Below are 15,107 nucleotides of genomic sequence, written 5' to 3'. Positions count from 1 at the left end.
GCGACGGAGCTGCGCTCCTGCTTCGCCCAAGGATGACGAAGTCGGGAGGGCTCGGCTAATTTCCGAGGTCGTGACGGGAAATCACTTCAGGCGAAAGGCACGGCCGTCGTGCCTTTGGGCAGCTTCGCCTCGTCATCGGGCTCGACATGGATGGTCACCCGCACGGAGGGGATCTCGGCCTTCAGCGCATCCTCGATGCGGTCGCAGATGACATGGCTGGCGCCGACCGACATGTCGGCGTCGACAACCAGATGGAATTCGATGAAGGTGGCACGGCCGGCGATGCGGGTCTTGAGATCATGCACCTCCAGCGCGCCCTTGCAATTGGACGAGATGATGTCGCGGATGCGCATGTTTTCCGTTGTGTCGACGGCGCGGTCCATCAGGCCGTTCATCGACGAGCCGATGACATGCCAGCCCTGCCACAGGATGTTGAGCGCGACGATGACGGCCAGCGCCGGATCGAGGATCCGCCAACCGGTCAGGATCGCCCCGACCAGGCCGCCGAAGACGCCGATCGAGGTCACCACGTCGGTCATGATGTGATTGCCGTCGGCGACCAGCGCTGGCGACTTCTCGGTCCTGCCGGCACGGATCAGCGTCCAGGCCCAGAAGGCATTGATGACAGTGGCGACGCCGTTGACGGCAAGACCTTCCCAGGGCTGTTCGAGCGGCGCAGGTGCCTGCCAGGAGCGCCAGACTTCGTTGAGGATCAGAAGCGCGGCCAGCACGATCAGCACGCCTTCCAGCACGGCCGAGAAATATTCGGCCTTGTGATGGCCGAACGGATGGTCCTGGTCGGCCGGCTTGTAGCTGACCTGGATCGCCCAGAAGGCGGCGACCGAAGCAATGACGTTGACGATGGATTCCAGCGCGTCGGAATAGAGCGCGACGGAGCCGGTGATGTACCAGGCGGCTGCTTTCAGCGCGAGCACGACAAAGGCGACCACGATCGACCAGAAGGCAAGGTTTGCGACCTTGCGCTTCGCGGCCTCCCTGGCAGCGATCGCCACCGAGTTCTCGGCTTCGGCCATCGAGGTCAGGCTGCCTTTTCCTTGGCTTTGCGCGGCAGGTGGGCGACGATGTTCTCGATGATGCGCATGCCGGCATTGTGGCCGAGCGTCATGATCGATTCCGGGTGGAACTGCACCGCGGCGATCGGCTCCTTGCGGTGCTCGAAGGCCATGATGACGCCATCCTCCGTTTCGGCCGTGACCATGAAGTCATCGGGCAGGCGCACCGGATCGGCGAAGATCGAGTGATAGCGGCCGACGGTGACTTCCTTGGGCAGGCCGGAGAAGATGATGCCCGGCTTGGAGACGCGGATGCGCGACGGCTTGCCGTGCATGGGAATATGCAACTGCCGCAGTTCGCCGCCATAGGCTTCGGCCAACGCCTGCAGGCCAAGGCAGACGCCGAAGATCGGCAGGTCGCGGGCTCTGGCCTTCTTGATGGTCGCGGCGCAATCGAAGTCCTTCGGCGTGCCGGGACCGGGCGACAGCACCACAAGGTCGGGCTTCAGCCGCTCGAACACTTCCTCTGGCACCGGCGAGCGGACGGTCGAGACGTTGGCGCCGGTCTGGCGGAAGTAGTTGGCCAGCGTGTGGACGAAGCTATCCTCGTGGTCGACGAGCAGGATGTTGACGCCGTCGCCGACGCGCGCGGTGGTGCGCTCGGTGCTGGTCGAATTGCCCGATTTGGCGTCGCGGATGGCGGAGAGCATGGCGGATGCCTTCAGTTCGGTTTCGGCTTCTTCTTCCTCGGGAATGCTGTCGAAAAGCAGCGTGGCGCCGGCACGCACCTCGGCGATGCCGTCCTTGATGCGGATGGTGCGCAGCGTGAGCCCCGTGTTCATGTCGCCGTTGAAGTTGACCATGCCGATCGCACCGCCATACCAGGCGCGCGGGCTCTTCTCGTTCTGCTCAATGAAGCGCATGGCCCACAATTTCGGCGCGCCGGTGACAGTGACCGCCCAGGCGTGCGAGAGAAACGCGTCAAAGGCGTCCATGCCTTCGCGCAGGCGCCCTTCGATATGATCCACGGTATGGATCAGGCGCGAATACATCTCGATCTGGCGCCGGCCGATGACGCGCACCGAGCCTGGGTCGCAGACGCGCGACTTGTCGTTGCGGTCGACATCCGAGCACATTGTCAGCTCGGATTCGTCCTTCTTGGAATTGAGCAGCTTGATGATCTGCTCGGAGTCCGAGATGGCGTCGTCGCCGCGCTTGATGGTGCCGGAGATCGGGCAGGTCTCGACGCGGCGGCCGTTGACGCGCACGAACATCTCCGGCGAGGCGCCGATCAGATATTCGCCTTCGCCCAGATTGATGAAGAAGGAATAGGGCGAGGGGTTGATCGACTTCAGCTTGCGCGAAATCTCGGACGGCTGCGTCTCACAGCGCTCGTAGAACATCTGGCCGGGCACCACCTCGAACAGGTCGCCGCGCTTGAAGCTCTCCATCGCGCGGCGGACCAGATTGGCGTATTCGCCCGGCTCATGATCGCCACGCGGCGGGATGCGGTCGGCGGTCTTGAACGGCTCGGCCACCGTATCGCGCGGCAGGCCTTCGGTCGAAAAGCCTTCGCCCGAATAATCGTAGCGGTCGGTCCAGGCCTTGGCCGAATAATGGTCGACGACCAGGATCTCGTCAGGCAGGAACAGCACCAGGTCGCGCTGGCTTTCCTTGCGGACGAGGGTGTGGTCGACCGGGTCGAACTGGAAGGCGAGGTCGTAGCCGAAGGCACCGTAGAGGCCGAGATTGGCGTCCTCGGCGGTCTTGAACAAGGCCGTGATGGCGCGCAGCACGGTGAAGACGGAGGGAACGCGGCTGCGCTCTTCCTCGGTGAAGACGCGGCCGGGCTTGGCAACGTCGAGGCGGACCAGCTTTTTCGAAGTCTCGGCAATCGTGACCTCGGAGAGAGCGCCGAGCGTCTTGCCGATGACCGGCAGCAGTGCCTCGCCACGGCTGTTCAGCGCCTCGATGCGCATGGCGCGGCCGCGGGCGGAGATCACCAAAGGCGGATCGATGATGGCGGTGTCCCAGCGCGTGTAACGGCCGGGATATTCGTAATTGGAGGAGAACACCGCGCCGCGGCGCGCATTCAGCCCGTCGACATAGGCGTCGATCGCACCTTCATAAGGTCGGTCGTGGCGTTCGCGGGTAATTGTGACGCCACCCGCGGTTACGAAGCGTTCAGCGCCGTTTTCCAGAACCTGCATCGTCATTGCCGTCTCCATCAGCTACTTGGGGCAACGGACCCGGGAATGGCTTTAAAAAACAAATGGCCGCCCGGACATTCCGTTGCGGCCACCCTCTCTTTTCACGCGCACGCGTTCGAACAGGCCGCTGTCAGCAGGCCCACCACCAAATGGTCTTAGTCGAACGCATGTTCATGGGGATTCCCATAGCGGCGATTGAGTGGCCACGCAACTGGATTCGGTGCGAAGGCGCCCGGCCTTAATCCTCCAGAGTGCCCGACCTTGCGTCGGCGCTCTTTCTGTCGCCAACAAGTTTCAGCAGGTCCTCGCCGGCGCGGATGATGCGGCGCGAGCGGCGGGTCAGGATGATGCCGTCCTGCGGCGCGAAGACTTCCGTGCGGCCATCGGCTTCGCCCGGGGCATGGATGATGGTGGCGAGACGTGCTCCCCTGGTCACGCGGTCGCCGGGCTTGACGTCGTAGAGGACGGCACCGGAGCGGGGCGCCGGCATCATGTCGATGTTTTCAAGCGGAGCGACGGCACCTTTGAAGGAAGCTGGAGCGGGCAGGGCCTTGTCGGCGACCACGCCGCGCGCGACGAGCAGGCGGTAGAGCCCTTCGGCGTCGGCTGCGGCGAGCGCGCCGTCGACATCGAGGATGCCGCGATATTCGACCGTGGTGGCGACGCGGCGGTCGAATTTCGCCACGCCGGCGGGCGCGTTCTGGTAAGGCATGATGGAGGCGCCCTCGAAGGTGCCGTCAGTGTCCTCGCTCCACAGCACCACCGCGTCGATGCCCATGGCGGCGGCGCAATCGGCCATGGCCGGCCATAGGCTGGTGTGGATGTAGAGATAGGCAAGACCCTCGTCGTCGCAATGCAGGTCGAGCACGATGTCGTGGCCGAGCGATAGCTGCACCAGGCGTGACTTCAGCCGCTGGTCGGCGCCGCCAAGGATGGTGTTGGGCAAGAGGGCGGCATCCGGTGCCGGGAGCAGCGGAAAGCCGCGGTTGAAGTTGGTGCGGGTGCCCAGGTGAAAGCGGCCCTGGTGCTCGCCGAAATGATATTGCGCGCGGCCGATCGGGTTGGCCCAGGGGACGATGGTGATGTTGCCCCTGATGCGGCCTTCGGCCTCGGCCTTGTTCAGCGCCGGCATCAAGGCGTCGATGGCGACGACGCCCGGCAGTTCGCCGGCATGGAGGGCTGCCTGCAGATAGGCGGAAGGTGCGGCCCTGTCGGATCCGGCGAAGCGGAACACCGGGAATTCGTAGGAAACGCCCTCGCTGTCGCCGGCGATGCGTTCGATCGATCTCTGCATGACGTCCTCCATCAGAGTGAGAAGACATGCCCATTGAAGGTGCCGATGTCGATTGGTCCAGCCCCCCGCGCTATGGGCGCAAGTGGTTACTCGGCGGCAGGCTGAAGGGCGGCGACCGGCGCGCGCCGGTCCAGTGCCTGCGAAAGCACCGCCACGGTGACCGCCAGCAGAGCGAGCACCGCGCCGACCAGCGGCAGATTGGCATAGGACACGCCGGCGGAAAGAGCCACGCCGCCGATCCAGGCGCCGCCGGCATTGCCGACATTGAAGGCGCCCTGGTTCAGCGTGGCGGCAAGGTTCGGTCCTTCGGAAGCGGCCTCGACGACGCGGATCTGCAGCGGCGGCACGACGACGAAGATGAGCAGGCCCCACAGGAAGACGATGCCGATGGCAACAGAGGCGATCGCGCCGAACTGCATGAAGCAGACGAAGAGCAGCGCCATCAAAAGCAGCGTGCCGATCACTGTCGGCATCAGCTTCCAGTCGGCCAGCCTGCCGCCGATAATGTTGCCGATGGTCATGCCTGCTCCGAACAGCAGCAGTACCCAGGTGACCGCCGAGGTCGACAGGCCCGACACGTCGGTGAGGTAGGGTTTGATGTAGGTGAAGACGGCAAAAAGGCTGGCTGAGGTCAACGCCGCGATCAGCATCGCCAGCCACACCTGCAGCTTGCCGAGCACACGGACTTCGGCACGCAGGCCGCCGCCGCTCGGCTCAGTGACGTCTGACGCCACCAGCAAGGCGATGGCAGCGACCGAGATCAGGCCGATGCCGACCACGGCCAGGAAGGTGGCGCGCCAGCCGAAGGCTTCGCCCAACGCGGTGCCGGCTGGAACGCCGAGGATGTTGGCCAGTGTCAGTCCCGCGAACATCAGCGCAATGGCGCTGGCTCGCTTGTTGCGCGGCACCAGGCTTGCGGCGACGACAGAGCCGATGCCGAAGAAGGCACCATGGCCGAAGGCGGTGAAGACGCGTGCCGCCATCAACAGCCAGTAATTGGGCGCTATGGCGCAGAACAGATTGCCGACGACGAACAATGCGGCCAGCCCGACCAGCACCGGCTTGCGCGGCAGGTGCGCGGTGGCCATCGCCACGATGGGCGCACCGAAGACGACGCCCAGCGCATAGCCGGTGACCAGCAGGCCGGCGGCGGGGATCGTCACGCCGAGGTCGGCGGCGACCTCCGGCAGCAGGCCCATGATGACGAATTCGGTGGTGCCGATGCAGAAGGACGCAATGGCAAGCGCAAGGATCGGCAACGGCATGGGGCGTCCAGTCTGAATCGGTTCAATTTTCAGACTGCGCGAGGATCGCTGGGGGACGCAACAGACATTGCCGCAATGCAGCAATGCAGAAAGCCGACAGCTCGCCGCATTTTCGGCCGGAGTCGTACCGTCAGGCTATTCCTCAGCACGTTGCAAAAAATCAACGGAACTCTTGGTTGCTCCCTCTCCAGATGAAAAGCATATCTACAAAAAATGAATAGCTAATCAGACATAAAGAAACCATAATAAATCCACACGTCATATTAACGTAGGTTTTCATGGAAATGTATATTAACGCCGCAAACGAACATATAAAAGAAAATGAAATTAAAAACATCATTTTGTTTGGCATTTTTAAAGGCATGTATTGTCTAGAATTGTAGTGTTTCGAACTAACATACGCAAGGTAATACCCAACTAGCGCATACACGACTATGATTCTGCGAAATAAATTTTTATTATCGATCGTTCCTCCTAGCAATACTAAAAAAATTAACGATATCAAGCCGAATATCGCTATAAAAACCCCGTAAGTTCGTTCTGCATTTAAATTGGATTTCCTTAAAATGAAGAACATACATAAAGCCCTTTATAGAAAATCTACCGTGTAAATCACATTAACAACATCGGGGGTGCCAATTTGATATATGGAGCCCCTTACGAAGAGCATGGGTCGTGACCGTTGCGACTCTTCAGCTTACCGCACTTGGTCCAATGATGCTCAACTAGATAGAATTGATGCCTGTAGAGGATTGTCAGACCAGCGGTTTCAGCTCCTGCGCTATCGTCGGCAGCAGTTCCGAGACATTGGGATGGATGTGCACGGCGCGCGCCAAGGTGTCGACGGGCGCCTTGGCGTACATCAGGTCGAGCACGCAATGCACCGCTTCGTCGCCGCCGGGGCCAAGCACCGAACAGCCGAGAATCTGCCTGGTGTCGGCATCGACCAGGATCTTCATGAACCCTTGCGTCTCGCCCTTTTCGACGGCGCGGCCGACGCGGGTCATCGGCCGCTGGCCGACCAGCGCGCGGCGTCCGGATTTCTTCACGGCTGCTTCGGTCATGCCGCAGCGGCCGAGCGGCGGGTCGATGTAGAGCGCATAGGCCTCGATGCGGTCGCTGACCTTACGTGGGTCGTTGTCCAATAGGTTGGCGGCGACGATCTCATAGTCGTTGTAGGAGGTGTGGGTGAAGGCGCCCTTGCCGTTGCAGTCGCCCATCGCCCAGATGCCGGGCACGCTGGTGCGCAACTGGTCGTCGACGGTGACGAAGCCACGCTTGTCGACCGCGACGCCGGCTCTGTCGAGGCCGAGATCGTCGGTGTTGGGCACGCGTCCGATCGCCAGCAGCACATGCGAGCCGACAGCAGCTGGCTTGCCTGCCGAGAAGGTCACGGCGATATCCTTGCCTTGCTTGGCAAAGGCGATTTCGTCGGCGCCGAGATGAACCTCGATCTCCTCGTTTTCGAGGATCGACAGGATGGCGGCCGAGACGTCCTCGTCCTCGCGGCCGGTCAACCGGGAGGCCTTTTCGATCACCGTCACTTCGGAGCCAAAGCGGCGGAACATCTGCGCGAATTCGAGCGAGATGTAGCTGCCGCCGACGACGATGAGATGGCGCGGGAGCACATCGAGGTCCATCATCGACGAATTGGTCAGATAGTCGATGTCATGGACACCGGGCAGGTCGGGCACCGCGGCGCGGCCGCCGGTGTTGAGGAAGATCTTTTCGGCGGTCAGAAGGTCGTCGCCGACGCGCACCGTGTTGGCGGATTCGAAACGCGCATGGCCACGATAGAGCGTACAGCCCTTCATGCCGGCGATCCACGTCTCCAGATTGGTGCGGGCGTCGATCGTCACCTTGTCCTTGCGCGCCTTGATCCTGCTGTAGTCGACCCCGACGGGGCCGGAGAGCGTCACGCCGTAATCGGCGGCGCGCCGCGCCAGACGCGCGGCATAGGCGCTGGCGACCATGGTCTTGGTCGGCATGCAGCCGGTGTTCACGCAGGTGCCGCCGATCAGCTTGCGCTCGATCAGCGCCACGCTCATGCCCGCCGCGTTCAGCCGGCCGGCTAGCGAAGGGCCTGCCTGTCCTGCGCCGATGACAATGGCGTCGAAGGTTTTCGCCGTCATGCCACCGCCGCCACGATCAGAAGGCCGCCGATGATCGCCACCGCATCCTCGATGAAGGCGGCGGGCGGATCCTTGCCGAAGGCGGCGGCCAGCCGGCCCCGCGCTTCGGCACCGCCCACCGTCCCGATGACGGCGCCAATGATGCCGGCGATCAGGCAGACAAGGGTGGCGCCGCCGGTCGCGCCGATCACCGCGCCGCTGAAGGCGCCAAGCAAAATACGGGCGCCGAACTGCTGCGGCACCTTGCGGCTCGGCGTCGACGGCAGCTGGTCGGTGATGAGCTCGACAATGGCCAGGATGGTGAAGATACCCACGGCGGCCCAATGACTCATGAAGCTGGCCCAGGTGCCGGCGACCGGCAGCCAGCCGAGATACGCGCCCCAAGCAACAGTGGCCGGCGCGGTCATGGCGCGAAGACCGGCAATGACGCCGATCAGAAGTGCAAGTATGTACAGCATGATTCCCCCTCAAATGCCGGACGGGCTGCAGGCAAAGACACGCCACCATAGCCGGGTATTTGACCAGCTGCGATATAGACCTTGGTGTTTTCCCGCCGGAACCAACTGTGCTTTGGCTGCAATTCGAAGAGGAGATATCGCCATGTCTGAAAGTGAGCGCGGCGAGATGGCCGATGGCGAATGGTACACCTTCCTGGATAGCGAACTGGAGAGTCTGCGCGGCATCGTGCGCGACGCATTGTTCGAGCACAAGACGCTGCCGCCGCGACAGCGCGGCAACTCGGCGCCGATGCCTGGATCGGTGGCAGCGCCGTCATCCTCGGCGGCGTCAGCATCGGCGAAGGCGCCATCGTCGGGGCGGGCGCTGTGGTGACGCGCGACGTGCCGGCCAATGCGACCGTCGTTGGCAATCCGGCGCGACCGGTCAAGCGTGGCTGAGTCTCTTCAACCGATCAGGCATGCGCTATCTGTCCGTCAGCCCGCCTTGAGAATTCCCGCCGGTATTGCGCCGGCGACGTCCTGAGCCTTGCGGCAAAGTGCTGGCGCAGCGATGTGGCGCTGCCGAAGCCGGCCTCGAAGGCCACCATGTCCATCGATTTTTCCGTGGCTTCCAGCAACCGCTGCGCCAGTTCGATGCGCTGACCGGTCAGCCAGTCGCCGAAGCTGGTGCCGATCGATTTCTGGAAGCGGCGGGTGAAGGTACGCCGGGTCAGGCCGGCGGCCTCGGCGACGCTGTCGAGACTGTGCGCCTCGCCAAGCGTGGCGCGCACCGCGTCGAGGGCCCCGGTGAAGCGGTCGGCGTTCGCACTTTTCGCGACGGGGCGTTCGATGAACTGCGCCTGCCCGCCCTGCCGGTGCGGCGACAGCACGACGTGCCGGGCGAGCCGCAGCGCCGCCTCGGCGCCGTAACGGGCGCGCACGATATGCAGACAGCAGTCCAGGCCGGCGGCGACGCCGGCGGAGGTGACGATGTCGCCTTCATCGACATAGAGCACATCCGCATCGACTGAAATGTCGGGGTGCAGGTCCCGCAGCTGGTCCGTATAGGCCCAGTGCGTGGTTGCTTTCCGTCCCGAAAGAAGGCCGGCGGCGGCGATGGCAAAGGTGCCGAGACAGAGGCCGACAATCAGCGCCCCGCGCCGGTGCGCGCGGCCGAGCGCTTCGTGGAGCGGCCTGGCCAGCGGGGCTTCCAGATCCTTCCAGCTTGGAATGATGATGATATCGGCATCGTCGAGCGCGGACAGCCCGTGCCGGACAACAATGCTCAGCCCGGCATCGGTCTGGATCAACCCGTCCTCGACCCCGCAGACGCGGAAGTCGAAGCGCGGCAGGCCGAGCCTGGTGCGGTCGGCGCCGAACACCAGGCAGGGCACGGAGAGATGGAACGGGCTGATACCATCGAAGGCAAGCACGGCAATGATCGGGGCGGTCATGGGCATTTCCGACAGTTGAATGCGGATTGTCCCAATTCTTTCGGATGATGTCAATTGGGTCACTTTTGGCAGCTCGGCGACCTGCCTATTTTCGGTCATCGCATTCAAGCCGGAAAGGAAAACACCATGTCTGACCCTGCCACCGCAACGCCGCGCCGCGCGCTCGTCGTCATCGACGTCCAGAACGACTATGATGGTGGCAATCTCGCCATCCAGCATCCGCCATTCCCTGACAGCGTCGTCAATGTGGCGCGTGCGATGGACGCGGCGGCAGCGGCCGGTATCAAGGTGGTCGTCGTCAAGCAGATGGCGCCCGAGACGTCACCGGTCTTCGCCAAGGGCAGCCATGGCGGCGAACTGCATCCCGAAATCGCACGGCGCGGCCGTGACCATTATGTCGAGAAGATGCTGCCATCGGCCTTCACCGGCACCGACCTTGAGGAATGGCTAAGGGCCAATGTCATCGATACGATCACGGTCGTCGGCTACATGACGCACAATTGCGACCTGTCGACCATCATCCATGCCGTGCATATGGGCTTTGCGGTCGAGTTCCTGTCCGATGCGGCCGGTTCGGTGCCCTACGCCAACGGCGCCGGCTATGCCTCGGCCGAGGAGATCCACCGCGTGATCACGATCATCCTGCAGTCGCGCTTCGCGGCGGTGCTGAAGACCGCCGAATGGATCGAATGCCTGAAGACGGGCGCTTTGCCGGAGCGTGATACGATCTATGCATCGAACCAGCGGGCGCTGGCGCGCAACGCCGCGTAGACGGGTCGTCCCGAATGAAAAAGGGCGCCACCCGGCGCCCTTTTGTCCGTCGATACCACGAGGCTTAGAACAGGCCTTCGATCTGGCCGGCCTCGTTGAGGAAGATCTTTTCCGAGGACGGCGCCTTGGGCAGGCCCGGCATGGTCATGACCTCGCCGCAGATGATGACGACGAAGCCGGCACCCGCCGAAAGCCTGACCTCGCGCACCGGCACGGTGTGGCCGGTCGGCGCGCCGCGCAGGTTCGGGTCGGTCGAGAATGAATACTGGGTCTTGGCCATGCAGACCGGGAGGTTGCCGTAGCCAGCCTGTTCCCAGGCATGCAACTGGTCGCGCACCGACTTGTCGGCGATCGCTTCCGAGCCGCGATAGATGCGCTGGACGATGGTGTTGATCTTCTCGAACAGCGGCATGGCGTCGGGATAGAGCGGCGCGAACTGCGAGGCGCCGGATTCGGCCAGCGCCACCACCTTGTTGGCGAGGTCCTCGATGCCGGCCGAGCCGTTGGCCCAGTGCTTGCACAGGATCGCCTCTTCGCCCATCGAGGCGACATAGTCCTTCATCGCCTGAATTTCGGCGTCGGTGTCGGAATAGAAGTGGTTGATGGCAACCACCGCCGGCACGCCGAACTGCCTGATATTCTCGATGTGGCGACCAAGGTTGGCGCAGCCCTTCTTCACCGCCTCGATGTTTTCCTTGCCAAGGTCTTCCTTCTTGACGCCACCATTCATCTTCATGGCGCGCACGGTGGCGACGATGACGGCAGCTGCCGGCTTGAGGCCCGCCTTGCGGCACTTGATGTCGAAGAATTTTTCAGCACCAAGGTCGGCGCCGAAGCCGGCTTCGGTGACGACATAGTCGGCGAGCTTCAGCGCCGTCGTGGTGGCGACGACCGAGTTGCAGCCATGCGCGATGTTGGCGAACGGGCCGCCATGGACGAAGGCGGGGTTATTTTCCAGCGTCTGCACCAGGTTGGGCTGCATGGCGTCCTTGAGCAGGACGGCCATGGCGCCGTCGGCCTTGAGGTCGCGGGCATAGACCGGCGACTTGTCGCGGCGGTAGGCGACGATGATGTCGCCGAGGCGCTTTTCCAGATCCTTCAGGTCGGTGGCAAGGCACAGGATGGCCATGACTTCCGAGGCGACGGTGATGTCGAAACCGGCTTCGCGCGGGAAACCGTTGGCGACGCCGCCGAGCGAGCAGATGATCTCGCGCAGCGCCCGGTCGTTCATGTCCATGACGCGGCGCCACACGACGCGGCGCGTGTCGATGCCGAGCTCGTTGCCCCAGTAGATGTGGTTGTCGATCAGCGCCGACAGAAGATTGTGCGCGGTGGTGATGGCGTGGAAGTCGCCGGTGAAGTGGAGGTTCATGTCCTCCATCGGCACGACTTGCGCGTAGCCGCCGCCGGCGGCACCGCCCTTGACGCCGAAATTCGGGCCGAGCGAGGCCTCGCGGATGCAGATGATGGCCTTCTTGCCGATGCGGTTCAGGCCGTCACCAAGGCCGACGGTGGTGGTCGTCTTGCCTTCGCCGGCCGGGGTCGGGTTGATGGCGGTGACCAGGATCAGCTTGCCGTCCTTGTTGCCCTTCACCGACTTGATGAATTCGGCTGATATCTTGGCCTTGTCGTGGCCGTAGGGCAGCAGATGTTCGGTCGGGATGCCGATCTTCTGGCCTATCTCCTGGATCTGCTTTTTCTTAGCGCCACGCGCGATCTCGATGTCGGACTTCACTTCGGCCATGACGGCTTTCCTCTGGATTGGACGGTGGAGGGGACGGGGTTGATGTCGCTCGCAAGAAGGCTGGAACCGGACGCGCGGGCATCTAACCCTGTCGCAGCCGTGGCGTCAACTTTCATGCAACTATGTTTCCTATGAAGAAAATTCATCCGCGGCCGGCCGACCTCTCCTCGGTTCTTTCTGGCTCCGCTTGCCGCGCCGTATAGAAGCCAGAGCAGGGGCGTCTCCGCCGTCTCAAAACAGCCGCACAATGCACGGAATGCGACAGAAGCGACGGCGCAAATTCGCCATCACCGGAGGTTGTAGCCGAACAGCGTTACTGCGTCAGCACGTTGCTGATTTCAACCATGTTGGAACGCACCCGAAGCACGTAGAAGCCCATGGTCGTCAGATGTGTCGGCAGCAGCCAGCCATCCTCCCGGCCGTTGGCGATGATGAAAGGCTGGATGCGCAGCGCCGAGACGAACTGCGCGTCCATCGTGTCCCACAGGCTCTGCAGGTGCTTTTCCTTGATGACGCCCTCGAAATCGGCCTGGGCGCCCTTCATCAGGCCATAATAGGCATAGAGCTGGCCATAGGCGAACCAGTAGCGGTCGTCGGCACGGAAGTCGAACCAGCCATTGTTGTGGTTTTCGGCGCGCTCCTTGAGGATGGCCGAGGTCGAGCCGATGTCGCTGGCGATGCGATCGATATATTGCTTCAGATTATCCGCGCGGGCATCGAAAGTCGCCTGGCAGGTGGCGAGGCGGGCGTTGAAAGAGCGCAGATTGCCCATCGCGCGCCGATACATGCTAGGCGTGGTAGCGGTCATGCCGTTGCGGCTGATATACCAGATGGACTCGTCATACTGCAGCTGGCCGCGGGCATCCTGGAGATTGGTGTCGATCTGCGAGGTGGTACGCACACGGCCGAGGTTGTCGGCAAGCTCGGTGGCTGTGCGCCGCACCGCCTGATTGATGCCGCGCTGGAACGAAGCCTTGTTGTCCATCCATGGCGTGTCGTCCCAGTCGATGCCGAACAGGCCGAGTTTGTAGAGGACCATCGACGAGACCCAGGCGTTCTGATTGACGTTGAAGTCGATCAGGTCGGCGGCAATCTGAGCGATGCCGGAGTTGCCGCAGGTCTTTGCCGTGTCGGTGCCGGCGCCGGCGGCAACCTGTTCGCCGGCGGAAACATTGCGTTTCTCGAAGCTGTAGGTGTCGGGATAGTTCGGGTTGAAATTGCGCCACCATTGGGTGGCGTAGAAGAAGTTGGCGTAGAGGCCGACAAGCACCAGCAGCGCGAGGGCGACCAAGGCCTTGAGGATCCAGCCGCGCTGCGTGTACCAGCGCCCGGCCCACATGAACGGCCACAGGATGACTCCGATGACGAGGCCGATGCCGCGGCCGATCCATTGGAAAATCCGGGTGAAAAAGTTCACGATCGGATCGAGCATGGCTGTGTCACCCCTCAGTCAGTCAGGCCGTAGAGGCGCGTGCGAAACGCCACTTTGTCCTTCAAATATGTGGTTTTCAGAACGTCGACAACATGCGATCGCCAGGCGTCGCTGAAGCCGTCATAGTCCTTGTAGAACCGGTCCTTGTTGAAGATGTAGCGCGAGACGAAGTCCGCCGGCACGAAATCCGAAATCAGCCTGTTGGTCAGCCAGGCGTCGGGATAGTCAGGCTTGGCGCGGATCACCAGGAAACGCTGCCGCGGCAGGACGTCCTCGATCTTGAGATGGCCGAGCTGGGCGATCTCGCGCTTGGCGGCGTTGAGGAAGGGGAAATTGCCGTCCCTGGTGATCAGGTCGGCATGGCTCTGGATCCAGGTCTGCAGCCAGATCTTGTCGACATCGGTAAGGTTGCGGTTCGGCTCGGCGTCATGGATCAGCGTGCGCACCACCATCTCGGCGCGGTGTTCGAGATAGCCGGACGCCTCGATCCAGGAAGCGCGGGGCAGCTCGATGCGGCCGGTGGCGGCCAGGAACTTGAACACCTTGTCGGCATCGTTGATCGAGAGATAGCTCACCTGCCATGGCCGCGAGCGGCGAAAGCCGGGGGCGGCCGGGTCGCTGATCACGGTCGTCATGTCGGGATCGACGAAGACATAGAGTCCGCCGAAATGGCTGGTCCAGTAGGCGCTATGGCGGAAGATCACCTGGTCGGGCACCAGCGCGTTCTCGCGGATGTCGCCGCAGACCTTGGCCAGGTCCACCATGCGGGTCAGCATCGCATTGTCGCGCCAGGCGTCGGGTTCCTGTTTCAGCCGGTCGACGAGCTTGCCGAGTTCGGCGGCCTTGCCCAGCACATTCTCGGCCGACAGCACCTTGAACTCGACCTGGTTGATCGACAGTAGATCCTCGATTTCGTTGACCTTGGGAACGGAGTCCTCGATCTCGCCGTAGATGACGTCCTTGATGGTCAGCGCGTCGATGGCGCGCTGGTTCCTGGTCATGAACTCGAACATCAGCTGCGAGGTGTTGGAGAAGGCGGTGTGCACCACCGGCAGGTCGATCTGCGAGGGCGTCAGGATGATGAAGCGGCGATTGACCTCGTTGGGGTCGAGATAGTCATAGTCGCCGCACTCCTCGGCCACTTCCGGCGAGAAGCCGGTGCGGTCGATCTGGAAGCTCTCCAGCTTGGTGGGCTCGAGGCCGAAGGCGGCAAGCGCCTTGTTGTAGCGCTGGATGAGATGCGGCTCGTCGACTGTAAGCAGCCGGCCGTAGATCAGCTCATTGTCGCGGAGGAGGTCAGGTTTTTTGCTGATCATGTTGAAGGGTCCGAGGGGCTTTGCCTGATAAGGCGAAGC

Annotated in this window: 11 protein-coding genes and 1 pseudogene; 2 read left to right on the top strand and 10 right to left on the bottom strand. The window is 62.8% G+C overall.

Features of this window, described 5'->3' with window-relative positions:
• Window positions 1-86: 86 nt before the first annotated feature.
• The 6 genes from FJW03_RS17755 to FJW03_RS17730 form a co-directional block, all read right to left on the bottom strand.
• The gene (locus tag FJW03_RS17755) at window positions 87-1,034 is read right to left on the bottom strand and encodes a cation diffusion facilitator family transporter (protein ID WP_140690088.1); all 948 of its coding nucleotides are present in this window, start codon (window positions 1,032-1,034) and stop codon (window positions 87-89) included.
• A gap of 5 nt (window positions 1,035-1,039) precedes the next feature.
• A complete protein-coding gene (locus FJW03_RS17750) occupies window positions 1,040-3,229 on the bottom strand; it encodes an anthranilate synthase (protein ID WP_140759806.1) in 2,190 nt (729 codons plus the stop codon).
• Window positions 3,230-3,461: 232 nt separating this feature from the next.
• A complete protein-coding gene (locus tag FJW03_RS17745; protein WP_140759808.1) occupies window positions 3,462-4,517 on the bottom strand; it encodes a succinylglutamate desuccinylase/aspartoacylase family protein in 1,056 nt (351 codons plus the stop codon).
• Window positions 4,518-4,603: 86 nt separating this feature from the next.
• On the bottom strand, window positions 4,604-5,782 hold the full coding sequence (locus tag FJW03_RS17740) for an MFS transporter (protein ID WP_140759810.1): 1,179 nt from the start codon (window positions 5,780-5,782) through the stop codon (window positions 4,604-4,606).
• A gap of 755 nt (window positions 5,783-6,537) precedes the next feature.
• Window positions 6,538-7,914 (bottom strand): FAD-containing oxidoreductase, encoded by a 1,377-nt coding sequence (locus tag FJW03_RS17735; RefSeq protein ID WP_140759813.1) that lies wholly within the window; start codon window positions 7,912-7,914, stop codon window positions 6,538-6,540.
• Window positions 7,911-8,372 carry a DUF4126 domain-containing protein gene (locus tag FJW03_RS17730; RefSeq protein WP_140759815.1) on the bottom strand — a complete coding sequence of 154 codons (462 nt, stop codon included), beginning with the start codon at window positions 8,370-8,372 and terminating at the stop codon, window positions 7,911-7,913. Before FJW03_RS17730 ends, FJW03_RS17735 begins: the two co-directional genes overlap by 4 nt.
• Before the next feature lie 282 nt (window positions 8,373-8,654).
• Here FJW03_RS17730 and FJW03_RS30400 point away from each other — a divergent pair.
• Window positions 8,655-8,810: pseudogene (locus FJW03_RS30400) on the top strand (DapH/DapD/GlmU-related protein); the annotation flags it as partial.
• Window positions 8,811-8,824: 14 nt separating this feature from the next.
• Here the strand turns inward: FJW03_RS30400 and FJW03_RS17720 are convergent.
• Window positions 8,825-9,805: a GlxA family transcriptional regulator gene (locus tag FJW03_RS17720; RefSeq protein WP_140759817.1), complete on the bottom strand. Its 981-nt coding sequence runs from the start codon at window positions 9,803-9,805 to the stop codon at window positions 8,825-8,827.
• 126 nt (window positions 9,806-9,931) lie between these two features.
• Between FJW03_RS17720 and FJW03_RS17715 the strand changes: the two genes are divergently transcribed.
• Window positions 9,932-10,576 (top strand): cysteine hydrolase family protein, encoded by a 645-nt coding sequence (locus tag FJW03_RS17715; protein WP_140759819.1) that lies wholly within the window; start codon window positions 9,932-9,934, stop codon window positions 10,574-10,576.
• Between the two features lie 64 nt (window positions 10,577-10,640).
• On the opposite strand, the gene FJW03_RS17710 is transcribed toward FJW03_RS17715, so the two are convergent.
• The 3 genes from FJW03_RS17710 to FJW03_RS17700 form a co-directional block, all read right to left on the bottom strand.
• Entirely contained in the window at window positions 10,641-12,320 is a 1,680-nt protein-coding gene (locus FJW03_RS17710) for a formate--tetrahydrofolate ligase (protein WP_140692086.1), read from the bottom strand.
• Between the two features lie 313 nt (window positions 12,321-12,633).
• Window positions 12,634-13,752 carry a DUF2333 family protein gene (locus tag FJW03_RS17705; protein WP_140610761.1) on the bottom strand — a complete coding sequence of 373 codons (1,119 nt, stop codon included), beginning with the start codon at window positions 13,750-13,752 and terminating at the stop codon, window positions 12,634-12,636.
• 14 nt (window positions 13,753-13,766) lie between these two features.
• Window positions 13,767-15,068 carry a DUF6638 family protein gene (locus FJW03_RS17700; RefSeq protein WP_140759821.1) on the bottom strand — a complete coding sequence of 434 codons (1,302 nt, stop codon included), beginning with the start codon at window positions 15,066-15,068 and terminating at the stop codon, window positions 13,767-13,769.
• Window positions 15,069-15,107: the final 39 nt, after the last annotated feature.

Source organism: Mesorhizobium sp. B4-1-4, from assembly GCF_006439395.2.
Taxonomy (GTDB): Bacteria; Pseudomonadota; Alphaproteobacteria; order Rhizobiales; family Rhizobiaceae; genus Mesorhizobium.
This window is presented reverse-complemented; position numbering and strand designations above follow the sequence as displayed.

Bases quoted from the DNA above. Each gene is read 5' to 3' on its own strand.
- FJW03_RS17755 (WP_140690088.1), bottom strand. From the start codon at position 1,034: ATGGCCGAAGCCGAGAACTCGGTGGCGATCGCTGCCAGGGAGGCCGCG.
- FJW03_RS17745 (WP_140759808.1), bottom strand. From the start codon at position 4,517: ATGCAGAGATCGATCGAACGCATCGCCGGCGACAGCGAGGGCGTTTCC.
- FJW03_RS17735 (WP_140759813.1), bottom strand. From the start codon at position 7,914: ATGACGGCGAAAACCTTCGACGCCATTGTCATCGGCGCAGGACAGGCA.
- FJW03_RS17750 (WP_140759806.1), bottom strand. From the start codon at position 3,229: ATGACGATGCAGGTTCTGGAAAACGGCGCTGAACGCTTCGTAACCGCG.
- FJW03_RS17705 (WP_140610761.1), bottom strand. From the start codon at position 13,752: ATGCTCGATCCGATCGTGAACTTTTTCACCCGGATTTTCCAATGGATC.
- FJW03_RS17730 (WP_140759815.1), bottom strand. From the start codon at position 8,372: ATGCTGTACATACTTGCACTTCTGATCGGCGTCATTGCCGGTCTTCGC.
- FJW03_RS17720 (WP_140759817.1), bottom strand. From the start codon at position 9,805: ATGACCGCCCCGATCATTGCCGTGCTTGCCTTCGATGGTATCAGCCCG.
- FJW03_RS17700 (WP_140759821.1), bottom strand. From the start codon at position 15,068: ATGATCAGCAAAAAACCTGACCTCCTCCGCGACAATGAGCTGATCTAC.
- FJW03_RS17715 (WP_140759819.1), top strand. From the start codon at position 9,932: ATGTCTGACCCTGCCACCGCAACGCCGCGCCGCGCGCTCGTCGTCATC.
- FJW03_RS17710 (WP_140692086.1), bottom strand. From the start codon at position 12,320: ATGGCCGAAGTGAAGTCCGACATCGAGATCGCGCGTGGCGCTAAGAAA.
- FJW03_RS17740 (WP_140759810.1), bottom strand. From the start codon at position 5,782: ATGCCGTTGCCGATCCTTGCGCTTGCCATTGCGTCCTTCTGCATCGGC.